Here is a 21,514-nt window from a genome sequence, read left to right on the forward strand (position 1 = left end):
TCTGGCTTTCGCAGGCGCCTAACTATCAGTTGGGGCACAAACAGGCGCAATGCCTTGTGTCGGACGTCGTGAGGCCCCCCCGCCTTCACGCCGTTCTCCCGGATAGTCTTATCGGCACCAACGTACGTCCGCCTCTGTATTTCTCCTCCCTCCCCCCCACTCGAGGCGGATATGTTAACGGGGCACCGCAAGGTGCCCCGTTTTTTTATGCCTGTCGCCAGCCTTCCTTCGGTCAGTCCAGCAATTGCCGGATGTCGGATACCAGCGCGTCTGGCGTTGCAGTGTGCCGGCCGTACAGCCGCAGATTGCCTTTGGGGTCGAAGACGTAGATACCGGCCGAGTGGTCCATGCTGTAGGAGCCCGGTTCCTTGCCAGGGACCTTGGCGTAGAAAACCTTGAATGACTTGGCGACCCGCGCGGTGTCCTCCGCCGAACCCGACAGACCCAGAAAGCGTGGGTCGAACTGGGTCACATAGTCCTTCATGACGGCGGCCGTGTCGCGTTCCGGGTCGACTGTCACGAACACGACCTGCACCTTGTCGGCATCCGGCCCGAGCCGCTTCATCACTTCCGCAAAGTTCGCCAGCGTCGTGGGGCAGACATCGGGGCACTGGATAAATCCGAAAAACACCACCACTGCCTTGCCGCGAAAGTCGGCCATTCCGCGCTTGACCCCATTGTGATCGGTCAGGTTCAGGTCGCTGCCGATATCGCTGCCGGTCACGTCCGTACTGTTGAATGCGAGTTCCTTGCGCTGGCAGCCGGCCATCGAAGCGGCCATCAGGCCAGCCATTGCCAAGGCGGCGCCAGTACGCAGGACGGAGCGCCGGTGCAAGAAAAAGGAAGGAGTCATGGGCAGGACGCCATCAAGGCGCCGCAAGAGGTCGGAAAGATCAGAAGATCGGAAAGAACCGGGGATCAGACGTTCAGGAGCCAGTGATCGGCCAGCAGTGCACCGAAAAGCAGGGCCAGGTAGAGGATCGAGAACTTGAACATGCTGCGCGCCAGCGCGTCACTGTACTGCCGGTACAGCTTCCATGCGTAGCCGACAAACACGGCCCCCAAGGCAAGCGCGCTCAGCAGGTAGATCCAGCCGCTCATGCGGATCACGTAGGGCAGCAGCGTCGTCGCCAGCAGCGCAATCGAATACAGCAGGATGTGCAGCCGGGTCAGCGCTTCGCCATGGGTAATCGGCAGCATCGGCAGGCCGGACTTTTCGTAATCGCGGGTGCGGTACAGCGCCAGCGCCCAGAAGTGCGGCGGCGTCCACACAAAGATGATCAGCACCAGCAGCCAGGCTTCGGCCGGCACGCTGTTGGCCACCGCGGCCCAGCCCAAGGCGGGCGGCATGGCGCCCGACAGGCCACCGATGACGATGTTCTGGGGCGTGCGCGGCTTGAGGATGATGGTGTAGATGATCGCGTAGCCAACAAACGTGGCAAAGGTCAACCACATCGTCAGCGGGTTGACCCATCGGTACAGCACGAACATGCCGGCGCCACCCACGATGCCGGACACCAGCAGGATATGCGGCGCACTGATCTCGCCACGGGCCGATGCCCGATGGGCGGTGCGCGTCATCTTGGCATCGACCTGCTCTTCGATCAGGCAGTTGACTGCAAACGCCGCCGCCGCCAGCAGCCAGATCCCGACGGTTGCCGACAGCACGGTCTGCCAGGGCGGCAGCGTGGGCGACGCCAGGAACATCCCGATGACCGCGCAAAAGACGGCCAGCTGGGTGACCCGGGGCTTGGTCAGGACCAGGTATTGACGGATGCGCAGGTTGGCGCGCGACGCGGTAAGGCTTGCCATGGCTGAAGGTTAACTCAAGCGTTCGTGCCGGCGACAGCGCCCGCAGGGGGCGTATCGGCCCGTCCGGCGTGGGACAGGCGCACGATCAGGGTGATGCAGAGGATGGTCAGAACCGCCGCGCCGCCGTTATGCAGCACGGCAATCACTATAGGCCATTGCAGGAAAACACTGGTCAGGCCCGTAAGCAGCTGGACGAGCAGCATGACGTTCAGCAGGCGGGCGGGGCCGCGCGTTCCAGGTATGCGCTTCAGTTTGAACGCCAGCCACCCAAGATAGATCAGGACGACAAAGGCGAAGTTCCGGTGCGTCCAGTGGATGGCCGTCAGGGCGTCCTGCGAGATGATTTCACCGCTTGGCAGCTCGCCCAGCGCGCGGATGATGGAATAGCCGCCCTGAAAGTCCATGGGCGGCACCCACTCGCCGTGGCAGGTCGGAAATTCCAGGCAGGCCAGGGCCGCGTAGTTCGTGCTGACCCAGCCCCCCAACGCCAGCTGGGTAAACAGCAGCACCAGGCCGATGATGGCCGCGGTCCGCCATCGCCTGGCGTCCGCCGGGATAGGGATGTGCGCCTGCTGGTTGGCCGACAGCCACGTCAGCAAGGACAGCAGGATCATGCCGCCCAGCAAGTGAGCGGTCACCACCACCGGCATCAGCTGGTGCGTGACGGTCCAGGCGCCAAACGCGCCCTGCAGGCAGACCGCCGGCAAAATGATCGTTGCGAGCCAGGGGGATTGCGCCAGCGCCTTGCGATGACGCCAGGCCATGAACACGATCGCAATGATGAGGATGCCCAGCAAGGTGCCGACGTAACGGTGGATCATCTCGATCCAGGCTTTGGGCACGGTGACGGGGCCATCGGGCATCGCCTGCACCGCGGCATGGATGTCCGCCCGCGCGCCGATCGGCGTCACGTTGCCGTAGCAGCCGGGCCAGTCCGGGCAGCCCAGACCCGAATCCGACAGCCGCACAAACGCGCCGAACATGATCAGGTCGAAGGTCAGGAACATCGTGACCGCGACGAGCCTGGCATACCGCGCCCGGATACGGGCAAAGCGGCCCGGAGTGGGGCCGGCGTTGGTCGCGGGCGGAGGAGCGGCGGCGGAAGAAGAAACGGACGTCATGCTTACCTTGTTGGCCTGTATCCCGTTACCCGATCCGCGAGGCTTTCAGCAGCTTGCCGATGTCATTGCGCAGTTCGGCCGGATCGGGGTTCTCTGGGAAGCGCATCATCAGATTGCCGCGCGGGTCGACCAGCCAGATGTGCTTTTTCAGCGCCTCGGGGGGGTTGGCCGCGCCCTCAGGCAGGGCGAGGAAGTCGGCGATCTGGCGCGCGTCGCCCCGTACGAAGCGCATGCCTTCGTAGGCGCGGATGACGATCGTCGGCACCGGCTGCTTGTCGTTGATCAGCCAGACCCGTTCGATGCGGCCGATTTCCTTGCCCGTGCTGGCATGCGTCTGGCGGATGATGAACAGGTTCTTTGCGCAGGCCTCGTCGCACGCGCCGGAGTTGCTGCTGATCAGCACCCATTTGCCGTACAGGCTGCGCAGGTCGAACGGCGTGCCATCCAGGTTGGTCAGCGGCAAGAGCGCGGCGTCGGGCACCGGCCGCTGCGGCGTGATCAGCTGGCCATAGTTGGTCGTGGCGGCAGGCCGCCAGTTCAGGAAATAGGCAGCGGCTGCGAACAGCACCGGCGCGGCGCACACCAGCAACACCAGGAACAGGGTCAGGTTCGAGCGCTTCGCAGGCGGCGCGTTGCGGCCGCGCGGATCAGCGGCGCGAGGAACGGAGGTGTCGGACAAGAAGCACTCCAAAAGCGATGGCGGCAATGGCCGCGAAAGAAAACCACTGCAGCGCATAGCCGCGATGCATGTCGGTGTTGGCCGGCGGCGCGGGCCAGTCCTGCACCAGGCTGCCATCGGATGGCGAGGACTGCAGCACCGCAGGCAACACGGTCAGGCCACTGGCGCGCGCAAAGGCGGCGATATCCAGGTTCTGCACCCGCGGCAGCGGACCGTCGGCCGGCAGCCTGTCGGGCAGCACGGCCGCCTTGCCGGCGCCCAGGCTCGACAATTCGAGCAGGCGAGGAATGTGGGAAAGCACCGTACCGGACACCGTGACCTGGCCGGCGCGCGTCGGCACCGTGCTGAGCGGCTGATCCGGAAATTGCCGGGGCAGCCAGCCTCGCAGCACCAGTATCACCGGGCCACTGTCAGTGTAGCCGGGGGGCGCTTTTGGCGCCTCGGACGAATTGTCCAAGCGTAGCGGCGTCACCACCCAGAACCCGGGCCGGCCGCCGGCGGTCCGGTTGTCCAGCAGCACGGTCAAGCCCGGCAGCCATCCGCCGGTTGCCGACGCGGGCCGCCAGGCAGTCAGCTCGGCAGGAGGCGTGGCCGGCACCACCTGCAACGGCGCCTGGCGTTTGCCATCCTCCACCTGAGCCAGCAGCGCCGCCTTCTCCTTGCCCCGCGCGACCTGCCAGCGGCCCAGCGACACACACACCAGCATCGTGATGGCCAGCAATACAAGCGCGACGATGACACGACCTCGGCTGGGCCGCGCCTTGCTGGCGCCAGCCATCGCCCCGGTTGGGGTGGGCACCGTGTCGTTTGACGGGGGCATAGCCTTTTGTTGCACCGGCGGAACCCCCATCAGGCCCGTGGCACTGCGATAATCGACGCTTGCGGGAGGAGTTTGATGCGCATCATTGTTGCCATTGCCTTTATCGGCATTCTGTACAGCCTGGCGTCCGCCCTGTTTTTCCTGATGCGGGACAAGGGCAAGACCAACCGGACCGTCAATGCACTGACTGCCCGGATCGGACTGTCGGTCATGTTGTTTCTATTCGTGCTGTTCGCACACTGGATGGGGTGGATCCAGAGCACCGGCTTGCGCTAGCGCGCCCTGCCAGCAAGGCCGGACCCTGAAAAGACAAGGCGGATGGCTGCGGTCCGTGCCGCTGCCATCCGCCCTGTCGATTCATGACCGTGCTGGCCGGGACCGCAGGCCTTGACGGTGCAAAGACCTTAGAACCAGTACACGAACAGGTACAGGCCCAGCCACACCACGTCCACGAAGTGCCAGTACCAGGCGGCGCCTTCGAAGCCGAAATGCTGGTCGGCCGTGAAGTGGCCCTTGATCAGCCGGCGCAATATCACCGCCAGCATCAGGGCGCCCAGGCACACGTGGAAACCGTGGAAGCCGGTCAGCAGGTAGAACGTCGACCCGTAGGCACCCGACGTCAGGCGCAGGTTCAATTCGGTGTACAGGTGGTAGTACTCGTAGGCCTGGACACAGACGAAGGTCAGGCCCAGCAGTACGGTAATCGCCAGCCACGTGATGCACTTGCTGCGGAGGTTTTCCCGCAGGGCGTGGTGCGAGATCGTCAGCGTGATGCCGGAGGTCAGCAGCAGCGCCGTGTTGATCGTCGGCAGCCAGAACGGGCCGACCGTGGCGAATGCCTCGACCACGCCTGCCGGACCCTGGTTGGGCCAGACGGCCGAGAACGCCGGCCACAGCACCTGGCGGTGGTCGAAGTTGCCGAGCCAGGGCGTGGTGAACACCCGGGTATAGAACAGGGCGCCAAAGAATGCCGCAAAGAACATCACTTCAGAGAAGATGAACCAGCTCATGCTCCAGCGGTAGGAGACATCGACGCGCCGGCTGTACATCCCGCCTTCGGACTCGGCGATGGCGTCGCCAAACCATTGGTAGAGCACGAACAGGAAACCGAGCACCCCGGCCAGGACCACCCAGGGTCCGATCGCGATGTCGTTGACCCACATGACCATGCCGCCGCCGAAGAACAGCAGCGCCAGGCTTCCCGTGGCCGGATGAACGGACGGGGCTGGCACGAAGTAGTACGGCGCCTCCGTGCCCTCAACCGAGTGACCTGCACTCATCACAACTCTCCTTCGCGATGTCTATGTAATACGTTCTTTTTATGAAAGTCGGGGCGGTCGCGTCGCGGCCGCCGTGCTGCCTCTACCCTACCACCGCCTGCACGATTCCAACCAGCACCAGCACCAGCAGCGCCGCCATCAGCACCCCCGCGATCACCAGGTGAACCGGGTTCAGGTTGGCCATGTCCTGCTGGTAATCCTTGCCGCGGCGCAATCCGATAAAGGACCACAACACGGCCTGGACCGTCTGGAAGAAATTGAGCTTGCGCGCCGTCGCGCGAGAATCCACGCGCGGATCGGTCATACGCCCCCCGCCCCCGCACCTGCCGCAGCGTCCTTGCCGGCAGCCGTGCGACCGGCCACTTCAAAGAACGTGTACGACAGGGTGATGGTGGTCACTTCTTTCGGCAGCTTCGGGTCGACCACGAAGACCACCGGAAACTGGCGCGTTTCACGCGCCTTCAAGTCCTGCTGCGTAAAGCAGAAACACTCGATCTTCTTGAAATACTGTCCTGCCGCCATGGGCGCGTAGCTCGGGATCGCCTGCCCGACCATCTCGCGGTCCTGCTGGTTGGCGATTTCGTACGTGATCGTGGCGAGTTCACCCGGGTTCACTTCCATCGACGTCTGCACCGGCCGGAAGCGCCAGGGGCCGTGGATGTTGGCGTCGAACACGATCTTGATGGTCCGCGACGCGTCCACCTGCGTGTTCTTGGCGAACTCGGCGGCGTCATCGTCGATCTTGGTCAGAAAGTTGATGCCGGTGATTTCGCAGATCGCCTTGTACATCGGCACCAGGGCGTAACCAAAGCCAAACATGAGCAGGATGACGACCGCAAGCTTGCCCAGCATGCGACGGTTGTCGCTTGCGGGCCCTGGCGTTTTTTCTTGCGGTGTCGTCATGTCGTACCTCTAGCCGTAATAGACCTTCCTGATGAAGACCATCAGGAAGAATCCGATGGCGACTGCGGCAAGGATGATGCCCAGTCGCCGATTGTTGCGGCGTTGTTCCGGCGTGACCATCATTTGACCAGCGGTGGCGTCTCGAACGTGTGGAACGGCGCGGGCGATGGCACCGACCATTCCAGGCCGCCATCTTCGGCGCCCCAGGGGTTCGCGGGCGCTACTTCGCCCTTGCCGGCAAACGCCTTGAGCACGACGTACAGGAAGAGCAGCTGCGACAGGCCGAACCAGAAGGCGCCGATCGTGGCGATCTGGTGGAAGTCGGTGAACTGCGCGGCGTAGTCGGCATAACGGCGGGGCATGCCGGCCAGACCCAGGAAGTGCATCGGGAAGAAGGTGATGTTGAACGAGATCAGCGACGACCAGAAGTGGATCTTGCCCAGCTTTTCGTCATACATGCGCCCCGTCCACTTGGGCAGCCAGTAATAGGCGCCGCCAAACAGTGAGAACAGCGAGCCGGCCACCAGCACATAGTGGAAGTGGGCCACCACGTAGTACGTGTCCTGCACCTGGATGTCGATCGGCGCGACGGCCAGGATCAGGCCCGTGAAGCCGCCCATCGAGAACACGAAGATGAAGCCGACCGCGAACAGCATCGGCGTCTCGAACGTCATGGAACCGCGCCACATCGTGGCGAGCCAGTTGAAGATCTTCACGCCGGTCGGCACCGCGATCAACATGGTCGCGTACATGAAGAAGAGCTGGCCGGTGACCGGCATGCCGGTCGTAAACATGTGGTGCGCCCACACGATGAAGGACAGGATGGCGATGGACGAGGTTGCGTACACCATGGACGCATAGCCGAACAGGCGCTTGCGGGCGAACACCGGCACGATGGCCGAGACGATGCCGAAGGCCGGCAAGATCATGATGTACACCTCGGGGTGCCCGAAGAACCAGAAAATGTGCTGGTACATGACCGGGTCGCCGCCGCCGGCTGCGTTGAAGAACGACGTGCCGAAGTGACGGTCGGTCAGGACCATGGTGATGGCGCCGGCCAGCACGGGCATGACGGCGATCAGCAGGTAGGCCGTGATCAGCCAGGTCCAGCAGAACAGCGGCATCTTCATCAGGGTCATGCCAGGCGCGCGCATGTTCAGGATGGTGACGACGATGTTGATGGCGCCCATGATCGACGATGCGCCGGCAATGTGCAGGGCAAAGATGGCCATGTCCATGCCGGGGCCCATCTGCACGGACAGCGGTGCGTACAGGGTCCAGCCTGCGGCGGTGGCGCCGCCTGGCACGAAGAACGATGCGCTCAGCAGGATGCCCACCACGGGCAGCAGCCAGAAGCTGAAGTTGTTCATCCGGGCAAAGGCCATGTCGGATGCGCCGATCTGCAGCGGGATCATCCAGTTCGCAAAGCCCACGAAGGCCGGCATGATCGCGCCGAACACCATGATGATGCCGTGCATGGTGGTGAACTGGTTGAACAGTTCGGGCTGAAAGAACTGGATGCCTGGCTCGAACAGTTCGGTGCGCAGCAGCAGGGCGAGCACGCCCCCCATCAGCAGCATCGTGAACGAAAAGATCAGGTACATCGTACCGATGTCTTTGTGGTTGGTTGCGAACAACCAGCGACGCCACCCGGTCGGACGTGCGTGGGCGTGGTCGTCGTGCGCATGATCATGCCCGTGGGCGTGGTCGATCGCGGTGCTGCTCATGATGGCTCCTTGCTGCTCTGTACTGCTGTCATCGTGCGTGACGATGGACATCCATTCGAATACGAAACCTGAAATCCCTGGCTACAAGGCCTTAGGCGGCCGGCCGGAGCGATCAGCGGGCGGCTTTCAAATCAGCGGGTTGCACGACCGGATCGGTCCCTTTCCCGGCATTGCTCCAGGCATTGCGGGTATAGGTGATGACGGCAGCAAGTTCAGTGTCGGACAGGTGGGCGAACGATGCCATCGCCGTGCCTGGACGTCCTTTCAGCAGTGTCTCGATCTGCCGGGCCTTGGGTCCGAGAACGGCGGGGTCGGCGTCCAGCGCGGGGAACGTGCCGGGCACGCCCTTGCCGGTCGCCTGGTGACAGGCCACGCAGTTGGAGGCAAAGACCGTCTGGCCGCGCGTCTTGAGCTCGTCGGCGGTCCAGACCTTGTTGGGATCGTCGGCGAGTGCAGCCATCGCCTTCTTCTTCTCTTCGACCCATTTTGTGTAGTCTTCGGCGGACACGACCTTCACCACGATGGGCATGAAGGCGTGGTCCTTGCCACAGAGTTCGGCGCACTGGCCGCGGAACTCGCCGATCTTTTCGGCACGGAACCACGTATCCCGCACGAAGCCGGGAATCGCATCCTGCTTGACGCCGAAGGACGGCACCATCCAGGAGTGGATCACGTCGTTGGCGGTGGTCACCACACGAATCTTCTTGTCGACCGGCACCACCAGCGGATTGTCGACTTCCATCAGGTAGTTGTCGCCCTTGGGCACGGTGCCGTCGCGCTGGTCGGCCGGCGTGGCCAGGTTGGACAGGAAACCGATGCCCTCGCCTTCGCCGGTGAGGTAGTCGTAGCCCCACTTCCACTGGTAGCCGGTGGCCTTGACGGTCAGGTCGGCGTTGGTGGTGTCCTTCATCGCGACGACGGTCTTGGTCGCCGGAAGCGCCATGCCGATCACGATGACAAAGGGAATGATCGTCCAGGCAATTTCGACGCCGATGCTTTCGTGGAAGGTCGCGGGCTTGGCGCCGCGCGATTTCCGGTGAGCCCAGATCGAATAGAACATCACCGCAAACACGCCGATGAAGATCACCAGACAGATCGCCAGCATCATCCAGTGCAGCCACTGGATCTGCGAGGCGATGCTCGTGACCGGCTCATGCAGGTTGAGTTGATTGACCTTCGGGCCGCCCACACTGTCGTTGACCGCCAGCGCTGCGCTGCTGGCCAGCAAATTTGCGAACAAGGCTCCTACCCACCCACTCAACCACTTCTTCATGTCCGACCTCGAAGAACATCGTTTACTTTCAGGCAGTCGAGCCCCGGCTGCGTATCTCCTCGCAGCACACCCCCGGCCAACCACTAAATTAATTGTTATATGCGGTGTCTTAGCAGGTTAATGCTTAGAACCGCCGGATTATACGGGTACGGGCGAAGCCGCAGCAAATGCGCTGCGTGTCCCATGCTGCTCATCGTTTCACCGAACGTCCGATCGACGCCACGGATAGTCGGGTTTCCCCTGTAGCCAATTTGTGAGAGCCGGCCCGCCACGCATGACCATACGCCACTTCCAGCGTCAGGTGGATGCGGCCGTCGGGCGCCCGCCGGGCATCGAGCGCGGCCGCCAGTCGGTCGCGCCAGGCCCGGCCGGCCAGGCCGCGCCGACGCCCTGCCGCCGGATTTCCCCCAAGGCGGCGCACGTCCAGCAGCAACGAGGCGGGGTCGGTGTAGGTCAGGGTCAGGATTTCCTGGTCCATGACGGGGTCGGCAAAACCGCTTTCGATCAGGAGGTCACCAAAATCATGCATGTCCACGAAGGGAGGCGTGGCGGTGTCCAGGCCGGCCTGTGCGACGGCGTCCCGCAATTCTTTGAAGGTATTGGGGCCCAGGCAGCTGAACATGACCAGTCCGCCGACCTTGAGGATACGGCGCCATTCTTCAAGCACGTGGTGGGGTTCGGCGTGCCAGTGCAGGGCCAGGTTGGACCACACCATGTCGAACTGCTCGGGCGGCAGGCCGGTGGCGGCCAGGTCGGCTTCCCGGAATTCGGGGGTGGCGGCGCCAGCCCGGCCGACAAGTCCCATCACGGATTGCCGCATGCGGGTGACCGCCGACGGCAGGAATTTGCGGCGCGCGTGGTCGAGCAAGGACGGACTCAGGTCCACCCCGGTGTAGTGAGCCGCAGGGTAACGCTCGCGCAGCACGGGCAGCGCCGCGCCCGCGCCGCACCCGGCATCGAGCAGCGCGGCCGGGTCGACCCGGATGTAGTCCAGGCGCTCGAGCATGCGCCGCGCGATCTCGCCATACAGGAATTGCGCGGCTTCGAGGTCGCCGCGGCGATCGAACTGGCGCACGACATGCTGCCCGACCAGCGGTAAGGCGGGAAGCCGCGCGGCTGCAGGCACGGCGGCAGGCATGGATGTTTCTGTCATTGCGGGTAGGCACACATATCAAGGGAGTCTTTACACTACGGCAGAGCATCGGGCGGACTGCGCTGCCCTCTCATCATGCCATGGCTTGCCACGGCTCACGTTTACGGTACGTCGCCACGCCTGCACACCCGCACTCTTCATGCCCATGCACCTGCCCCGGTTCCCGCTGCCACGCTGGACGCCGCCCCGCTTTCCAGGCGCGGGCCGCTGGCGCGCCCGCGCCGCCGACGCCTTGGCGATCGCACGCGCCCGCCTGCCGACCGACTGCCCCCTGTGCGGCGCGCTGGCGCGCGGCGGGGCGCTGTGCGGGCCGTGCGATCACGACGTCGCGGGCCTGCTGCGCAGCGCGGCCGGAACCGGCATGACCTGGCGCTGCCCGCGGTGCGCGCTGGGTTTGCCCGAGCACGACAGCCCGTGCCCGGATTGCGCGGACCGGCACACGGCCTTCGACCGGACGGTGATCGCGCTCGACTACCTTCCGCCTGCCGACGCGCTGATCCTGCGCATGAAGGCGGGGCGGCACTATGCCCAGGGCGACCTGCTCGGCAACCTGCTGGCCGAAGCCATCCGCCATGACGGACGCGGGCTGCCCGACGGGACCGTGCTGTTGCCCGTGCCCGCCAGCCGGTCCGCCTTGCGGGCGCGGGGCTTCAATCCGGCTGCCGAGATTGCCCGGGCGCTGGGGCGGGACCTGGGACTGCCCGTGCGCCTGGATTGGCTGGCGCGTACCCGGCAGCAGGCGCAGCAGCACACCCTGGGCAGGCTGGAACGGCGAGAGGCCGCGCAGGGCCTGTATGCTTGCGCACCCGGCATGCGTGGCAGGCATCTGGGAATCGTCGACGACGTGATGACGACCGGCAGCACCCTGCACGAAATCGCGCTTGCGCTGAAGGCCGCGGGCGCGGCAAGTGTCACGGCGCTGGTGGCGGCGCGCACGCCCCATCCGCCCGCCGACGGAACGATCGCCCGGGCGGAAGTTCGCAAGTCTGTGGCGAATTTGCGCAGACAACGTGAATAACGATTTCGATCCATTTCAAACCCCGATGATCCCGCCGACTTTCGACCGCTTCTGGTCTACCTTAACGGTCACGCAAAGGCCCCTCCTGGAACACCATGGCTGATCTTTCTCCCGCGCCCGATCGCTCCGGCGACCCAGCGTCCCCGTCCCGTCCCCTGCCCCGCCGCGCGCGGTGGCCGTGGATCGTGGCGCTTCTGCTCATTCTTGCCGCGGTCGGCTGGTGGTGGTGGCAGGGGCGGACGGCCCAGGAAGCAGCCCCTGGCGCGCCCAGCGCGGCGGGTGCGCGCGGCCCACGCGCCGCGGGCGCCGGAGGTCCGCCGGGCGCAGGCGCCTTTGCGATGCCCCCGATTCCCGTCAAGGTAGAAGCCGCCCGGTCCGAAAACCTGGATGTCTTCATCAAGTCGCTTGGCACCGTCACCTCGTTCAATACCGTTACCGTGCGCAGCCGGGTCGACGGCGAACTGATGAAAGTGCTGTTCAAGGAAGGCCAGCGGGTCAAGGCGGGGGACCTGATCGCCCAGATCGATCCGCGCGCTTATCAGGTGGCGCTGTCGCAGGCGCAAGGCACGCTGCAGCAGAACCAGGCGCAGCTGGAAAACGCCAGGAAGGACCTGGACCGGTACCAGACGCTGTTCTCGCAGGACTCGATCGCCCGCCAGCAGGTCGATACGCAGGCCGCGCTGGTGCGCCAATACGAAGGCACCATCAAGACCAACCAGGCCGCGGTCGACAACGCCAGGTTGCAGCTCGACTACACCCGGGTCACGGCGCCGATCGCCGGCCGGGTCGGCCTGCGCCAGGTGGACCAGGGCAACCTGGTGCGCAGCAGCGATACCAACGGCCTGGTCATCATCACCCAGACACAGCCCATTTCCGTCATTTTCACCATTGCCGAAGCCGACCTGCCGCGCGTGCTGCAGCAACTGCGCGGCGGCAATCGCCTGGCGGTCGAAGCCTTTGACCGGGCCGACCTCGTCAAGATCGCCGACGGCGTGCTCGACACGCTCGACAACCAGATCGACGTCACGACCGGCACCGTCAAGATGAAAGCGCGATTCGAGAACAAGGACGAATCGCTGTTCCCGAACCAGTTCGTCAATGCGCGCCTGCAAGTGCGCACACTGAAAGACGCCACCGTCATCCCGACCGCCGCCGTGCAGCGGGGCACTCCGGGCACCTTTGTGTATGTCGTCAAGCCCGACAACACGATCGACGTGCGCGTGATCAAGCTCGGGCAGCCGAATGGTGAACGGGTCGCGGTCACGGAAGGCCTGAAACCCGGCGAGCCGGTCGTGGTCGAGGGCGTGGACCGCCTGCGCGCCGGCGCCAAGGTAGAAGTGGTGACCGGCGCTTCCGATGTCCCGGCTGCCGCCGGCAGCCAGTTGCAACGCAGTGGTGAAGGCGGCCCCCGCCCGAACCGCGGACAGACCCCGAGACCCTGATGAATCCGTCACGGATCTTCATCCTGCGCCCGGTCGCCACGACCCTGGCGATGATTGCGCTGTTGCTGGCCGGGCTGATCGCGTATCGGCTGCTGCCGGTGTCGGCGCTGCCGGAAGTGGATTACCCGACCATCCAGGTGACGACCCAGTACCCGGGCGCCAGTCCGGATGTCATGACGTCGCTGGTGACCGCGCCGCTCGAACGCCAATTCGGGCAGATGCCGGGCCTGAACCAGATGTCGTCGATCAGTTCGGGCGGCGCGTCGGTGATCACGCTCAAGTTCAACCTGGACCTGGCGCTGGATATTGCCGAACAGGAAGTGCAGGCCGCGATCAATGCCGGGTCCAACCTGCTGCCGAGCGACCTGCCCGCCCCGCCCATCTACAACAAGGTCAATCCGGCTGACACGCCGGTGCTGACCCTGGCGATTTCGTCGCCGACCTTGCCGCTGTACAAGGTGCGCGATCTGGTCGACACCCGCATGGCCCAGAAGATCGCGCAGGTGTCGGGCGTCGGGCTGGTCAGCATCGCCGGGGGCCAGCGGCCCGCGGTGCGGATCCGCGCCAATCCGCAGGCGCTGGCGGCCTACGGCCTGAACCTGAGCAATGTGCGCACGGCCATTACCGGCGCCAACGTCAATCAGCCCAAGGGCAATTTCGATGGCCCGAGCCGCGCGACCACACTGGACGCCAACGACCAGCTCAAGACGATCGACCAGTATCGCAACCTGATCATCTCGTACCAGAACAACGCGCCGCTGCGCCTGTCGGACGTGGCCGAGACGGTCGAAGACGCCGAGAACACCCGGCAGGCTGCATGGGCCAACGGCAAGCCGGCCATTCTGATCAACGTGCAGCGCCAGCCGGGCGCCAACGTGATCGACGTGGTCGACCGCATCCGCAAGCTGCTGCCCGACGTGCAGGCCGGCCTGCCCAGCACGCTGGACGTGGCGGTGCTGTCGGACCGGACCGAGACCATCAAGGAATCGGTGCGAGACGTGCAGTTCGAATTGCTGCTGGCGATTGCGCTGGTGGTGATGGTGACCTTCGTGTTCCTGCGCAACTTCACGGCAACGCTGATCCCGAGCGTGGTGGTGCCGCTGTCCCTGATCGGGACCTTCGGCATCATGTACCTGGCCGGCTTCAGCGTGAACAACCTCACGCTGATGGCGCTGACGGTGGCGACCGGGTTCGTGGTCGACGATGCGATCGTGATGATCGAGAACATTGCGCGCTATCTGGAAGAAGGCGATACGCCGTTGCATGCCGCGCTCAAGGGCGCCGCGCAGATCGGCTTTACCTTGATTTCGTTGACGGTGTCGCTGATCGCCGTGCTGATCCCGCTGCTGTTCATGGGCGACGTGATCGGACGGCTGTTCCGTGAGTTTGCGGTCACGCTGGCGGTGTCGATCCTGATCTCGCTCGTCATTTCGCTGACGCTGACGCCGATGATGTGCGCCAAGTTTCTCAAGCACATTCCGGAAGAACGGCAGACGCGCTTCTATCGGAAAAGCGGCGCCGTGTTCGACCGCATCATTGCGGGCTACGACCGGATGCTGCAGCGCGTGCTGGCGCATCAGCCGCTGACCCTGCTGGTTGCGCTGGCGACGCTGCTGCTGACCGTGCTGCTGTACGTGCTGATCCCGAAGGGCTTCTTTCCGCTGCAGGACACGGGCGTGATCCAGGCGATCACGGAAAGCTCGCAGTCGGTATCGTTCTCGGCCATGGCGCAGCGCCAGCAGGCGGCGGCCAAGGTGATCCTGGAAGACCCGGACGTGGAAAGCCTGTCGTCGTTCATTGGCGTGGACGGCAGCAATGCGACGCTGAACAGCGGCCGCATCCAGATCAACCTGAAGTCGCGCAGCAACCGTTCCGATACGGCGCCCGTGATCATCAAGCGGCTGCAGCATGCCCTGCAGGATGTGCCCGACATCAAGCTCTACATGCAGCCGGTGCAGGACCTGACCATTGAAGACCGCGTCAGCCGCACGCAATACCAGTTCACGCTGCAGGACCCCGACCTGACGCACCTTGGGGTGTGGACCCGCAAGCTGGTCGAGCAGCTGTCGACGCTGCCGCAGCTGGCTGACGTGAACCACGACCTGCAGGACCAGGGGCTGCAGACCTATATCGAGATCGACCGCAACGCGGCGTCGCGGCTGGGCATCACCGCCACGACGATCGACGCGGCGCTGTACGACGCGCTTGGGCAGCGGCTGATCTCGACCATCTTCACGCAGTCGAACCAGTACCGCGTGGTGCTGGAAGTGCAGCCCCAGTTCCGCCAGGACCCGTCGTCGCTGTCGCAGATCCACGTGGCGTCGGCCGACGGCAAGCAGGTCCCGCTGACCAACATCGTCAAGGTGTCGGAACGGAACACGCCGCTGGCGATCAGCCACCTCGGGCAATTCCCGTCGGCCACTGTCTCGTTCAACCTGGCCCCGGGGGCCTCGCTGAGCGGCGCGGTGGAAGCCATCCTGAAAGCGGAGCAGGAGATCGGCATGCCGACCGCGATCCAGACCCGCTTCCAGGGCGCGGCGCAGGCCTTCCAGACCTCGCTCGACAGCACGTTGCTGCTGATCATTGCGGCGATCGCCACCATGTACATCGTGCTGGGTGTGCTCTATGAGAGCTACATCCATCCGATCACCATTTTGTCGACGCTGCCGTCGGCGGGGGTGGGCGCCCTGCTCGCGCTCATGATCGCGGGCAGTGATCTGGACATGATCGGCATCATCGGGATCATCCTGCTGATCGGCATCGTGAAAAAGAACGCGATCATGATGATCGACTTTGCGCGCGACGCCGAGCGCAAGCAGGGCATGAGCCCGCGGGACGCGATCCACCAGGCGGCGCTGCTGCGCTTTCGCCCCATCCTGATGACGACGCTGGCCGCGCTGTTCGGCGCGGTGCCGCTCATGCTGAGCACCGGCACCGGCGCGGAACTGCGTCAGCCGCTGGGCCTCGTGATGGTGGGCGGCCTGCTGGTCAGCCAGGTGCTGACGCTCTTCACCACGCCGGTCATCTATCTGATGTTCGATCGCCTGGGGCAGCGCGTGCGTGACCGCCGCGCGCGCAAGGATGGCGTGCCGGTGACCGGAGACCAGACGGCATGAACCTGTCGGCGCCCTTCATCATGCGGCCGGTGGCGACCGCGCTGCTGACGCTGGCCATCGTGCTGGCGGGCGTGCTTGCCTTCCTGATGCTGCCGGTGGCGCCCTTGCCGCAGGTCGATTACCCGACGATCTCGGTGTCGGCCAGCCTGGCGGGCGCCAATCCGGAAACGATGGCGTCCAGTGTGGCGACGCCGCTCGAACGGTCGCTGGGCAGCATTGCCGGGGTCAGCGAGATGACGTCGAGCAGTTCGCAAGGATCCACCCGGATCACGCTGCAGTTCGACCTGAGCCGCGACATCGACGGCGCGGCGCGTGATGTGCAGGCCGCGATCAACGCGGCGCGCAGCATGCTGCCGTCGGCCCTGCGCAGCAATCCGACCTACAACAAACGCAACCCGTCGTCGGCCCCGGTCATGGTGCTGGCGCTGACCAGCAAGACGCTGGACCAGGGCCAGCTGTACGACGTCGGCTCGACCATCATGGCGCAGCGCATCGCGCAGATCCAGGGCGTGGCCGAAGTGCAGGTGGGCGGCAGTTCCCTGCCGGCCGTGCGGATCGAACTCAACCCGGATCTGCTGAATCAGTACGACATTCCGCTGGATACCGTGCGGCTGGCTGTGACCGGGGCCAATGCCAACGGCCCCAAAGGGGTGCTTGAAAACGACACCACGCATTGGCAGGTGGCCACCAACGGCCAGTTGCGCAAGGCCAGCCAGTACCAGGAACTGGTCATTGCGTACCGCAACAACGCCGCCGTGCGACTGAGCGACGTCGCGCGGGTGGAGGATTCGGTCGAAGACCTGTTCCAGATGGGCTTCTACAACAACCAGCGGGCGATCCTGCTGGTGGTGAGCCGGCAGGCCAATGCGAACATCATCGAGACCGTGGACCGCATTCGCGATGCGCTGCCACAGATGCGGTCGATGCTGCCGGGCGATGTCGAACTGACGGTCGCGCAGGACCGTACCCCCAGCATCCGCGCATCGCTCAAGGAAGCCGAACATACGCTGGTCATTGCCGTGGGCCTGGTCATCATGGTGGTGCTGCTGTTCCTGCGCAACGGGCGCGCGGCGCTGATCCCGAGCGTGGCCGTGCCGGTGTCCCTGATCGGCACGTTCATCGTGATGTGGCTGTGCGGCTATTCGCTCAACACCATGTCGCTGATGGCGCTGATCGTGGCGACCGGCTTCGTGGTCGACGATGCGATCGTGGTGCTCGAGAACATTTCCCGGCATATCGAAGAAGGCATGTCGCCGCTGCGCGCCTCGCTCAAGGGCGCGCGCGAAGTCGGCTTTACCGTGCTGTCGATGAGTCTGTCGCTGATCGCCGTGTTCATCCCGATCCTGCTGATGGGCGACATCGTTGGCCGCTTGTTCCGCGAGTTTGCCGTCACGCTGTCGGCCGCCATTTTGGTGTCGCTGGTGGTGTCGCTCACCCTGACGCCCATGATGTGTGCGCGGCTGCTCAAGACGCCTGCGCAGACCAAGCCGCCAGGCCGGGTGTCGCGCGCGCTGGGCCGCTTCTTCGATGCGTTGCTGCGCGGCTATGACCGCAGCCTGACCTGGGCCTTGAAGCACTCGCTGCTGACCGTGATCGTGCTTGGCCTGACCGTCGGGTTGAACGTCTATCTGTACGTAAAGGTCCCGAAGGGCTTTTTCCCGCAGCAGGACACCGGGCAGCTGATGGGCTTCGTGCGTGCCGACCAGGGCACGTCGTTCCGGGCCATGGGTCCGAAACTGGAATACTTCCGCAAGGTTGTGCTGTCGGACCCTGCCGTGGAGAGCATGGTGGGCTACAGCGGCGGGCGCGGCGGCAGCAATTCCAGCTTCATGATGATCCAGTTGAAGCCGATCACGCAGCGCAAGGAAAACGTCGACCAGGTGATCGCGCGCCTGCGGATGCGGCTGTCGAACATTGCCGGCGCGCAGATGTTCATGGTGCCGAACCAGGACATCCGCATCGGCGGGCGATCATCGCGATCGTCGTACCAATACACGCTGATGGCATCGGAATTGTCGGCGCTGCGCGAGTGGATGCCCAAGGTGCAGCAGGCGCTCGTGAAGATGCCGGAGCTGGCCGATGTGGATACCGACATCGAAGACAAGGGCCAGCAGGTCTCGCTGCAGATCGATCGCGAAACGGCCACGCGGCTGGGCGTGGACATGTCCACCATTGCGGCGGTGCTGAACAACTCGTTCACGCAGCGGCAGGTTTCGGTGATCTACAACACCTTGAACCAGTACCGGGTGGTCATGGAAGTGGATCAGCGCTATGCGCAGAACGCCGATGCGCTCAGCAAGGTATTCGTGATCACGGCTGCGGGCACGCGCGTGCCGCTGTCGGCTTTTGCCAAATGGCAGACCACCAATGCCCCCCTGAGCGTGCAACACGACAGCCAGTTCGTGGCGGACACCATCTCGTTCAACCTGGCGCCTGGCGTGTCGCTGGGCCAGGCCACCGCGGCCATCGAACAGGCCATCGCGCGCATCAGCCTGCCCACGACCGAAATCCAGGCGGGCTTTGCGGGCAGCGCCAAGGCACTGCAGTCGACACTCAGCGCGCAGCCCTGGCTGATCCTGGCCGCGCTGATCACCATGTACCTCGTGCTGGGCATTCTGTATGAAAGCTATATCCATCCGCTGACCATTCTGTCGACCCTGCCGTCGGCGGGTATCGGGGCGTTGCTGGCGCTGATGGTGCTGGGCAAGGAGTTCACGCTGATTGCGTTGATCGGGGTGTTCCTGCTGATCGGCATCGTGAAAAAGAACGCCATCATGATGGTGGACTTTGCCCTGGACGCCGAACGGCGGCTGGGCCTGTCCCCGCGCGAAGCCATCTATCAGGCCTGCCTGATGCGCTTTCGTCCCATCCTGATGACGACGATGGCGGCCATGCTGGGCGCCCTGCCGCTGGTGCTGAGCACCGGCGCGGGCGCCGAACTGCGCCAGCCACTGGGCATCACGATCGTTGGCGGCCTGTTCCTGAGCCAGTTGCTGACCCTGTACACCACTCCGGTGGTCTATCTCTATCTTGACCGGATGCGCCACTGGGCGCATCGGCGCTGGGGCACACCCGCGCCTGCCCTGCCGCTCCCTGGAGGCAATCTATGAAGCAGCCCTTGACCGTGGCGCCGCGTTCCGTCGTGAACGCCCGCGTGCTCCGGCCATCGCGCCCCGCCGCCCTGAATTTGCTGGCCGGACTGACCCTGGCCGCCCTGCTTGCAGGGTGCGCCGTCGGGCCGGACTACCATCGGCCCACTGCGCCGATCGGTATCGAATTCAAGGAAACCGAAGGCTGGAAAGCCGCCCAACCCAGCGACGACATCACACGCGGCGCCTGGTGGGAAATCTATAACGACCCGGTTCTGAACCGGCTGATGCCCCAGGTCGAAGCGGCCAACCAGACGCTGGCGCAATCCGAAGCGCAGTACCGCCAGGCGATTGCCGTGCTGCGCGGCACGCGTGCGGGCGAGCTGCCGACCCTGAACGGCAATGCGTCGGCCACGCGCAGCGGCAACGGCGTCAGCAGCGGCACGACGACCACCACGACCGGCACCGGGATCGGAACCGGCACGGGGACCGGGACTGGCACCGGCACCGGCACCACCATCATCAGCACGCCCAGCAGCGGTTCCAGCATCCGCAATCAGTTCAGCACCAGCCTGAGCGCGAGCTGGGAAGTGGACCTGTGGGGCCGCATCCGACGCGGTGTCGAAGCCGATTCGGCCAGCGTGCAGGCCAGCGCCGCCAACCTGGCCGCCGCCCGCCTGAGCGCGCAGTCCACCCTGGCCCGCAACTACTTCCAGTTGCGCGTGATGGACGAACAGAAGCGGCTGCTCGAAGCCACGATCAAGGTGTATGAACGGTCGCTGCGGCTGAACGAAAACCGGTATGACGTGGGCGTCAGTGCACGCGCCGACATCGTCCAGGCGCGGGCGCAGCTGGAAGGCGCGCGCGCCCAGGCCATCGATCTGGACTGGCAGCGCGCGCAACTGGAACACGCCATTGCGATCCTGACCGGGCAGCCCCCGTCCAATGTCGCGATTGCGCCGGCGCCTTTGAATACCGCGCTGCCCGACGTGCCGGTCGGCCTGCCTTCGGAACTGCTGGAACGGCGGCCCGACATTGCCGCGGCCGAACGCGCCATGCAGGCGGCCAACGCGCGGATCGGCGTGGCCAAGGCGGCCTACTTCCCGACCCTGACCCTGTCGGCCAGCGGCGGCTATCGCAACTCCACCTTTGCGGATTGGCTGACGGCGCCGGCACGTTTCTGGTCGCTGGGCCCGGCCCTGGCCGCGCCGCTGTTTGACGGGGGCCTGCGCCGCGCGCAGGTCTCGCAGAACGAAGCCGCCTACGATGCGCAGGTGGCCGCGTACCGGCAGACCGTGCTGACCGCCCTGGGTGAAGTCGAAGACAATCTGGTTCAATTGCGAGTGCTGGCCAGCGAACAGGTCGTGCAGCAACGGGCCCTGGACGCCGCGCGTGAATCGTTGCGGTTGACCACCAACCAGTTCGAAGCCGGCATCATCGACTTCCTGAGCCTGGTCACGGTCCAGACGACGGCGCTCAATAATGAGCGCACGAACCTGACGCTGCTTGGCAACCGCCTCGCGGCCAGCGTCTCGCTCATCGCCGCCATTGGTGGTGGCTGGGATCAGAACCTTGCGCCCCCCGTCAAACCCCGACCCCAGGACTGATCGTGTTCCACGTCGTACTCGTCTCTCCGGAGATCCCGCCCAACACGGGCAACGCCATCCGCCTGGCTGCCAACACCGGCGTGCAACTGCACCTGGTCAGGCCCCTGGGCTTCGAACTGGACGACGCCAAGCTGCGGCGCGCCGGCCTGGATTATCACGAGTGGGCCGCGGTCAAGGTGCATGACCACTTTGCCGACGCCATCGCGGCCACAGGCGCACGGACCGAGCGGGTCTTTGCCTTCACGACCAAGGGATCACGATCCTTTGCGGGCGTGGCGTTCGAACCGGGTGACGCATTCGTGTTCGGCAGCGAGACGGCCGGGCTCAGGCCCGAAGTGCGCGACACGTTTCCCGAGGATCAACGGCTGCGGCTGCCCATGCAGCCCGGGCAGCGCAGCTTGAATCTGTCCAACTCGGTGGCCGTGGTGGTGTTCGAGGCCTGGCGGCAGCAGGGGTATGCGGGCGGGGGATAAT

The 21,514-nt window shown here is 65.0% G+C and carries 19 protein-coding genes; 7 read left to right on the forward strand and 12 right to left on the reverse strand.

Annotated elements, in window-relative coordinates; genetic code table 11:
- Positions 1 to 232 precede the first annotated feature (232 nt).
- The 5 genes from IE116_RS14420 to IE116_RS14440 form a co-directional block, all read right to left on the reverse strand.
- Entirely contained in the window at positions 233 to 853 is a 621-nt protein-coding gene (locus IE116_RS14420; protein ID WP_373302999.1) for an SCO family protein, read from the reverse strand.
- 65 nt (positions 854 to 918) lie between these two features.
- Positions 919 to 1,812 (reverse strand): heme o synthase, encoded by an 894-nt coding sequence (gene cyoE / locus IE116_RS14425; protein WP_189613477.1) that lies wholly within the window; start codon positions 1,810 to 1,812, stop codon positions 919 to 921.
- A 14-nt stretch (positions 1,813 to 1,826) separates the two neighbouring features.
- Positions 1,827 to 2,933 carry a COX15/CtaA family protein gene (locus IE116_RS14430; RefSeq protein WP_189613478.1) on the reverse strand — a complete coding sequence of 369 codons (1,107 nt, stop codon included), beginning with the start codon at positions 2,931 to 2,933 and terminating at the stop codon, positions 1,827 to 1,829.
- A 25-nt stretch (positions 2,934 to 2,958) separates the two neighbouring features.
- Positions 2,959 to 3,612: an SCO family protein gene (locus IE116_RS14435; RefSeq protein WP_229828176.1), complete on the reverse strand. Its 654-nt coding sequence runs from the start codon at positions 3,610 to 3,612 to the stop codon at positions 2,959 to 2,961.
- Positions 3,581 to 4,432 (reverse strand): SURF1 family protein, encoded by an 852-nt coding sequence (locus IE116_RS14440; protein WP_308428235.1) that lies wholly within the window; start codon positions 4,430 to 4,432, stop codon positions 3,581 to 3,583. The genes IE116_RS14435 and IE116_RS14440 overlap by 32 nt, the downstream gene beginning before the upstream one ends.
- A gap of 75 nt (positions 4,433 to 4,507) precedes the next feature.
- Here IE116_RS14440 and IE116_RS14445 point away from each other — a divergent pair, with 75 nt between their 5' ends.
- Complete coding sequence (locus tag IE116_RS14445; RefSeq protein ID WP_179583819.1) at positions 4,508 to 4,708, forward strand: twin transmembrane helix small protein; 201 nt, start codon at positions 4,508 to 4,510, stop codon at positions 4,706 to 4,708.
- 128 nt (positions 4,709 to 4,836) lie between these two features.
- Here the strand turns inward: IE116_RS14445 and IE116_RS14450 are convergent, their stop codons facing one another.
- The 7 genes from IE116_RS14450 to IE116_RS14475 form a co-directional block, all read right to left on the reverse strand.
- A complete protein-coding gene (locus IE116_RS14450; RefSeq protein ID WP_189613479.1) occupies positions 4,837 to 5,712 on the reverse strand; it encodes a cytochrome c oxidase subunit 3 in 876 nt (291 codons plus the stop codon).
- Positions 5,713 to 5,794: 82 nt separating this feature from the next.
- Positions 5,795 to 6,016, reverse strand: a complete 222-nt coding sequence (locus tag IE116_RS14455) for a DUF2970 domain-containing protein (protein WP_189613480.1) — start codon at positions 6,014 to 6,016, stop codon at positions 5,795 to 5,797.
- Positions 6,013 to 6,615, reverse strand: a complete 603-nt coding sequence (locus IE116_RS14460) for a cytochrome c oxidase assembly protein (RefSeq protein ID WP_189613481.1) — start codon at positions 6,613 to 6,615, stop codon at positions 6,013 to 6,015. Before IE116_RS14460 ends, IE116_RS14455 begins: the two co-directional genes overlap by 4 nt.
- A gap of 9 nt (positions 6,616 to 6,624) precedes the next feature.
- On the reverse strand, positions 6,625 to 6,738 hold the full coding sequence (locus IE116_RS25935) for a cytochrome oxidase small assembly protein (RefSeq protein ID WP_229828177.1): 114 nt from the start codon (positions 6,736 to 6,738) through the stop codon (positions 6,625 to 6,627).
- The gene (ctaD, locus tag IE116_RS14465) at positions 6,735 to 8,342 is read right to left on the reverse strand and encodes a cytochrome c oxidase subunit I (protein ID WP_189613482.1); all 1,608 of its coding nucleotides are present in this window, start codon (positions 8,340 to 8,342) and stop codon (positions 6,735 to 6,737) included. Before ctaD ends, IE116_RS25935 begins: the two co-directional genes overlap by 4 nt.
- A gap of 112 nt (positions 8,343 to 8,454) precedes the next feature.
- Positions 8,455 to 9,615: a cytochrome c oxidase subunit II gene (gene coxB / locus IE116_RS14470; protein WP_189613484.1), complete on the reverse strand. Its 1,161-nt coding sequence runs from the start codon at positions 9,613 to 9,615 to the stop codon at positions 8,455 to 8,457.
- A 190-nt stretch (positions 9,616 to 9,805) separates the two neighbouring features.
- A complete protein-coding gene (locus IE116_RS14475) occupies positions 9,806 to 10,753 on the reverse strand; it encodes a methyltransferase domain-containing protein (protein ID WP_229828178.1) in 948 nt (315 codons plus the stop codon).
- A gap of 154 nt (positions 10,754 to 10,907) precedes the next feature.
- Here IE116_RS14475 and IE116_RS25940 point away from each other — a divergent pair, with 154 nt between their 5' ends.
- From IE116_RS25940 to IE116_RS14505, 6 genes are all read left to right on the forward strand, one after another.
- Positions 10,908 to 11,786, forward strand: coding sequence for a ComFC family protein (locus IE116_RS25940; protein WP_229828179.1), 879 nt, complete (start codon positions 10,908 to 10,910; stop codon positions 11,784 to 11,786).
- A gap of 95 nt (positions 11,787 to 11,881) precedes the next feature.
- Complete coding sequence (locus IE116_RS14485) at positions 11,882 to 13,228, forward strand: MdtA/MuxA family multidrug efflux RND transporter periplasmic adaptor subunit (RefSeq protein ID WP_189613488.1); 1,347 nt, start codon at positions 11,882 to 11,884, stop codon at positions 13,226 to 13,228.
- Positions 13,228 to 16,344 (forward strand): MdtB/MuxB family multidrug efflux RND transporter permease subunit, encoded by a 3,117-nt coding sequence (locus IE116_RS14490; RefSeq protein WP_189613491.1) that lies wholly within the window; start codon positions 13,228 to 13,230, stop codon positions 16,342 to 16,344. The genes IE116_RS14485 and IE116_RS14490 overlap by 1 nt, the downstream gene beginning before the upstream one ends.
- Positions 16,341 to 19,454 carry a multidrug efflux RND transporter permease subunit gene (locus IE116_RS14495; RefSeq protein WP_189613493.1) on the forward strand — a complete coding sequence of 1,038 codons (3,114 nt, stop codon included), beginning with the start codon at positions 16,341 to 16,343 and terminating at the stop codon, positions 19,452 to 19,454. The genes IE116_RS14490 and IE116_RS14495 overlap by 4 nt, the downstream gene beginning before the upstream one ends.
- A complete protein-coding gene (locus IE116_RS14500) occupies positions 19,451 to 21,040 on the forward strand; it encodes an efflux transporter outer membrane subunit (protein ID WP_189613496.1) in 1,590 nt (529 codons plus the stop codon). The genes IE116_RS14495 and IE116_RS14500 overlap by 4 nt, the downstream gene beginning before the upstream one ends.
- A gap of 2 nt (positions 21,041 to 21,042) precedes the next feature.
- A complete protein-coding gene (locus IE116_RS14505; RefSeq protein ID WP_189613498.1) occupies positions 21,043 to 21,513 on the forward strand; it encodes a tRNA (cytidine(34)-2'-O)-methyltransferase in 471 nt (156 codons plus the stop codon).
- Position 21,514 lies beyond the last annotated feature (1 nt).

The sequence above is a fragment of the Pigmentiphaga litoralis genome (genome assembly GCF_014651835.1).
Taxonomy (GTDB): domain Bacteria; phylum Pseudomonadota; class Gammaproteobacteria; order Burkholderiales; family Burkholderiaceae_B; genus Pigmentiphaga; species Pigmentiphaga litoralis.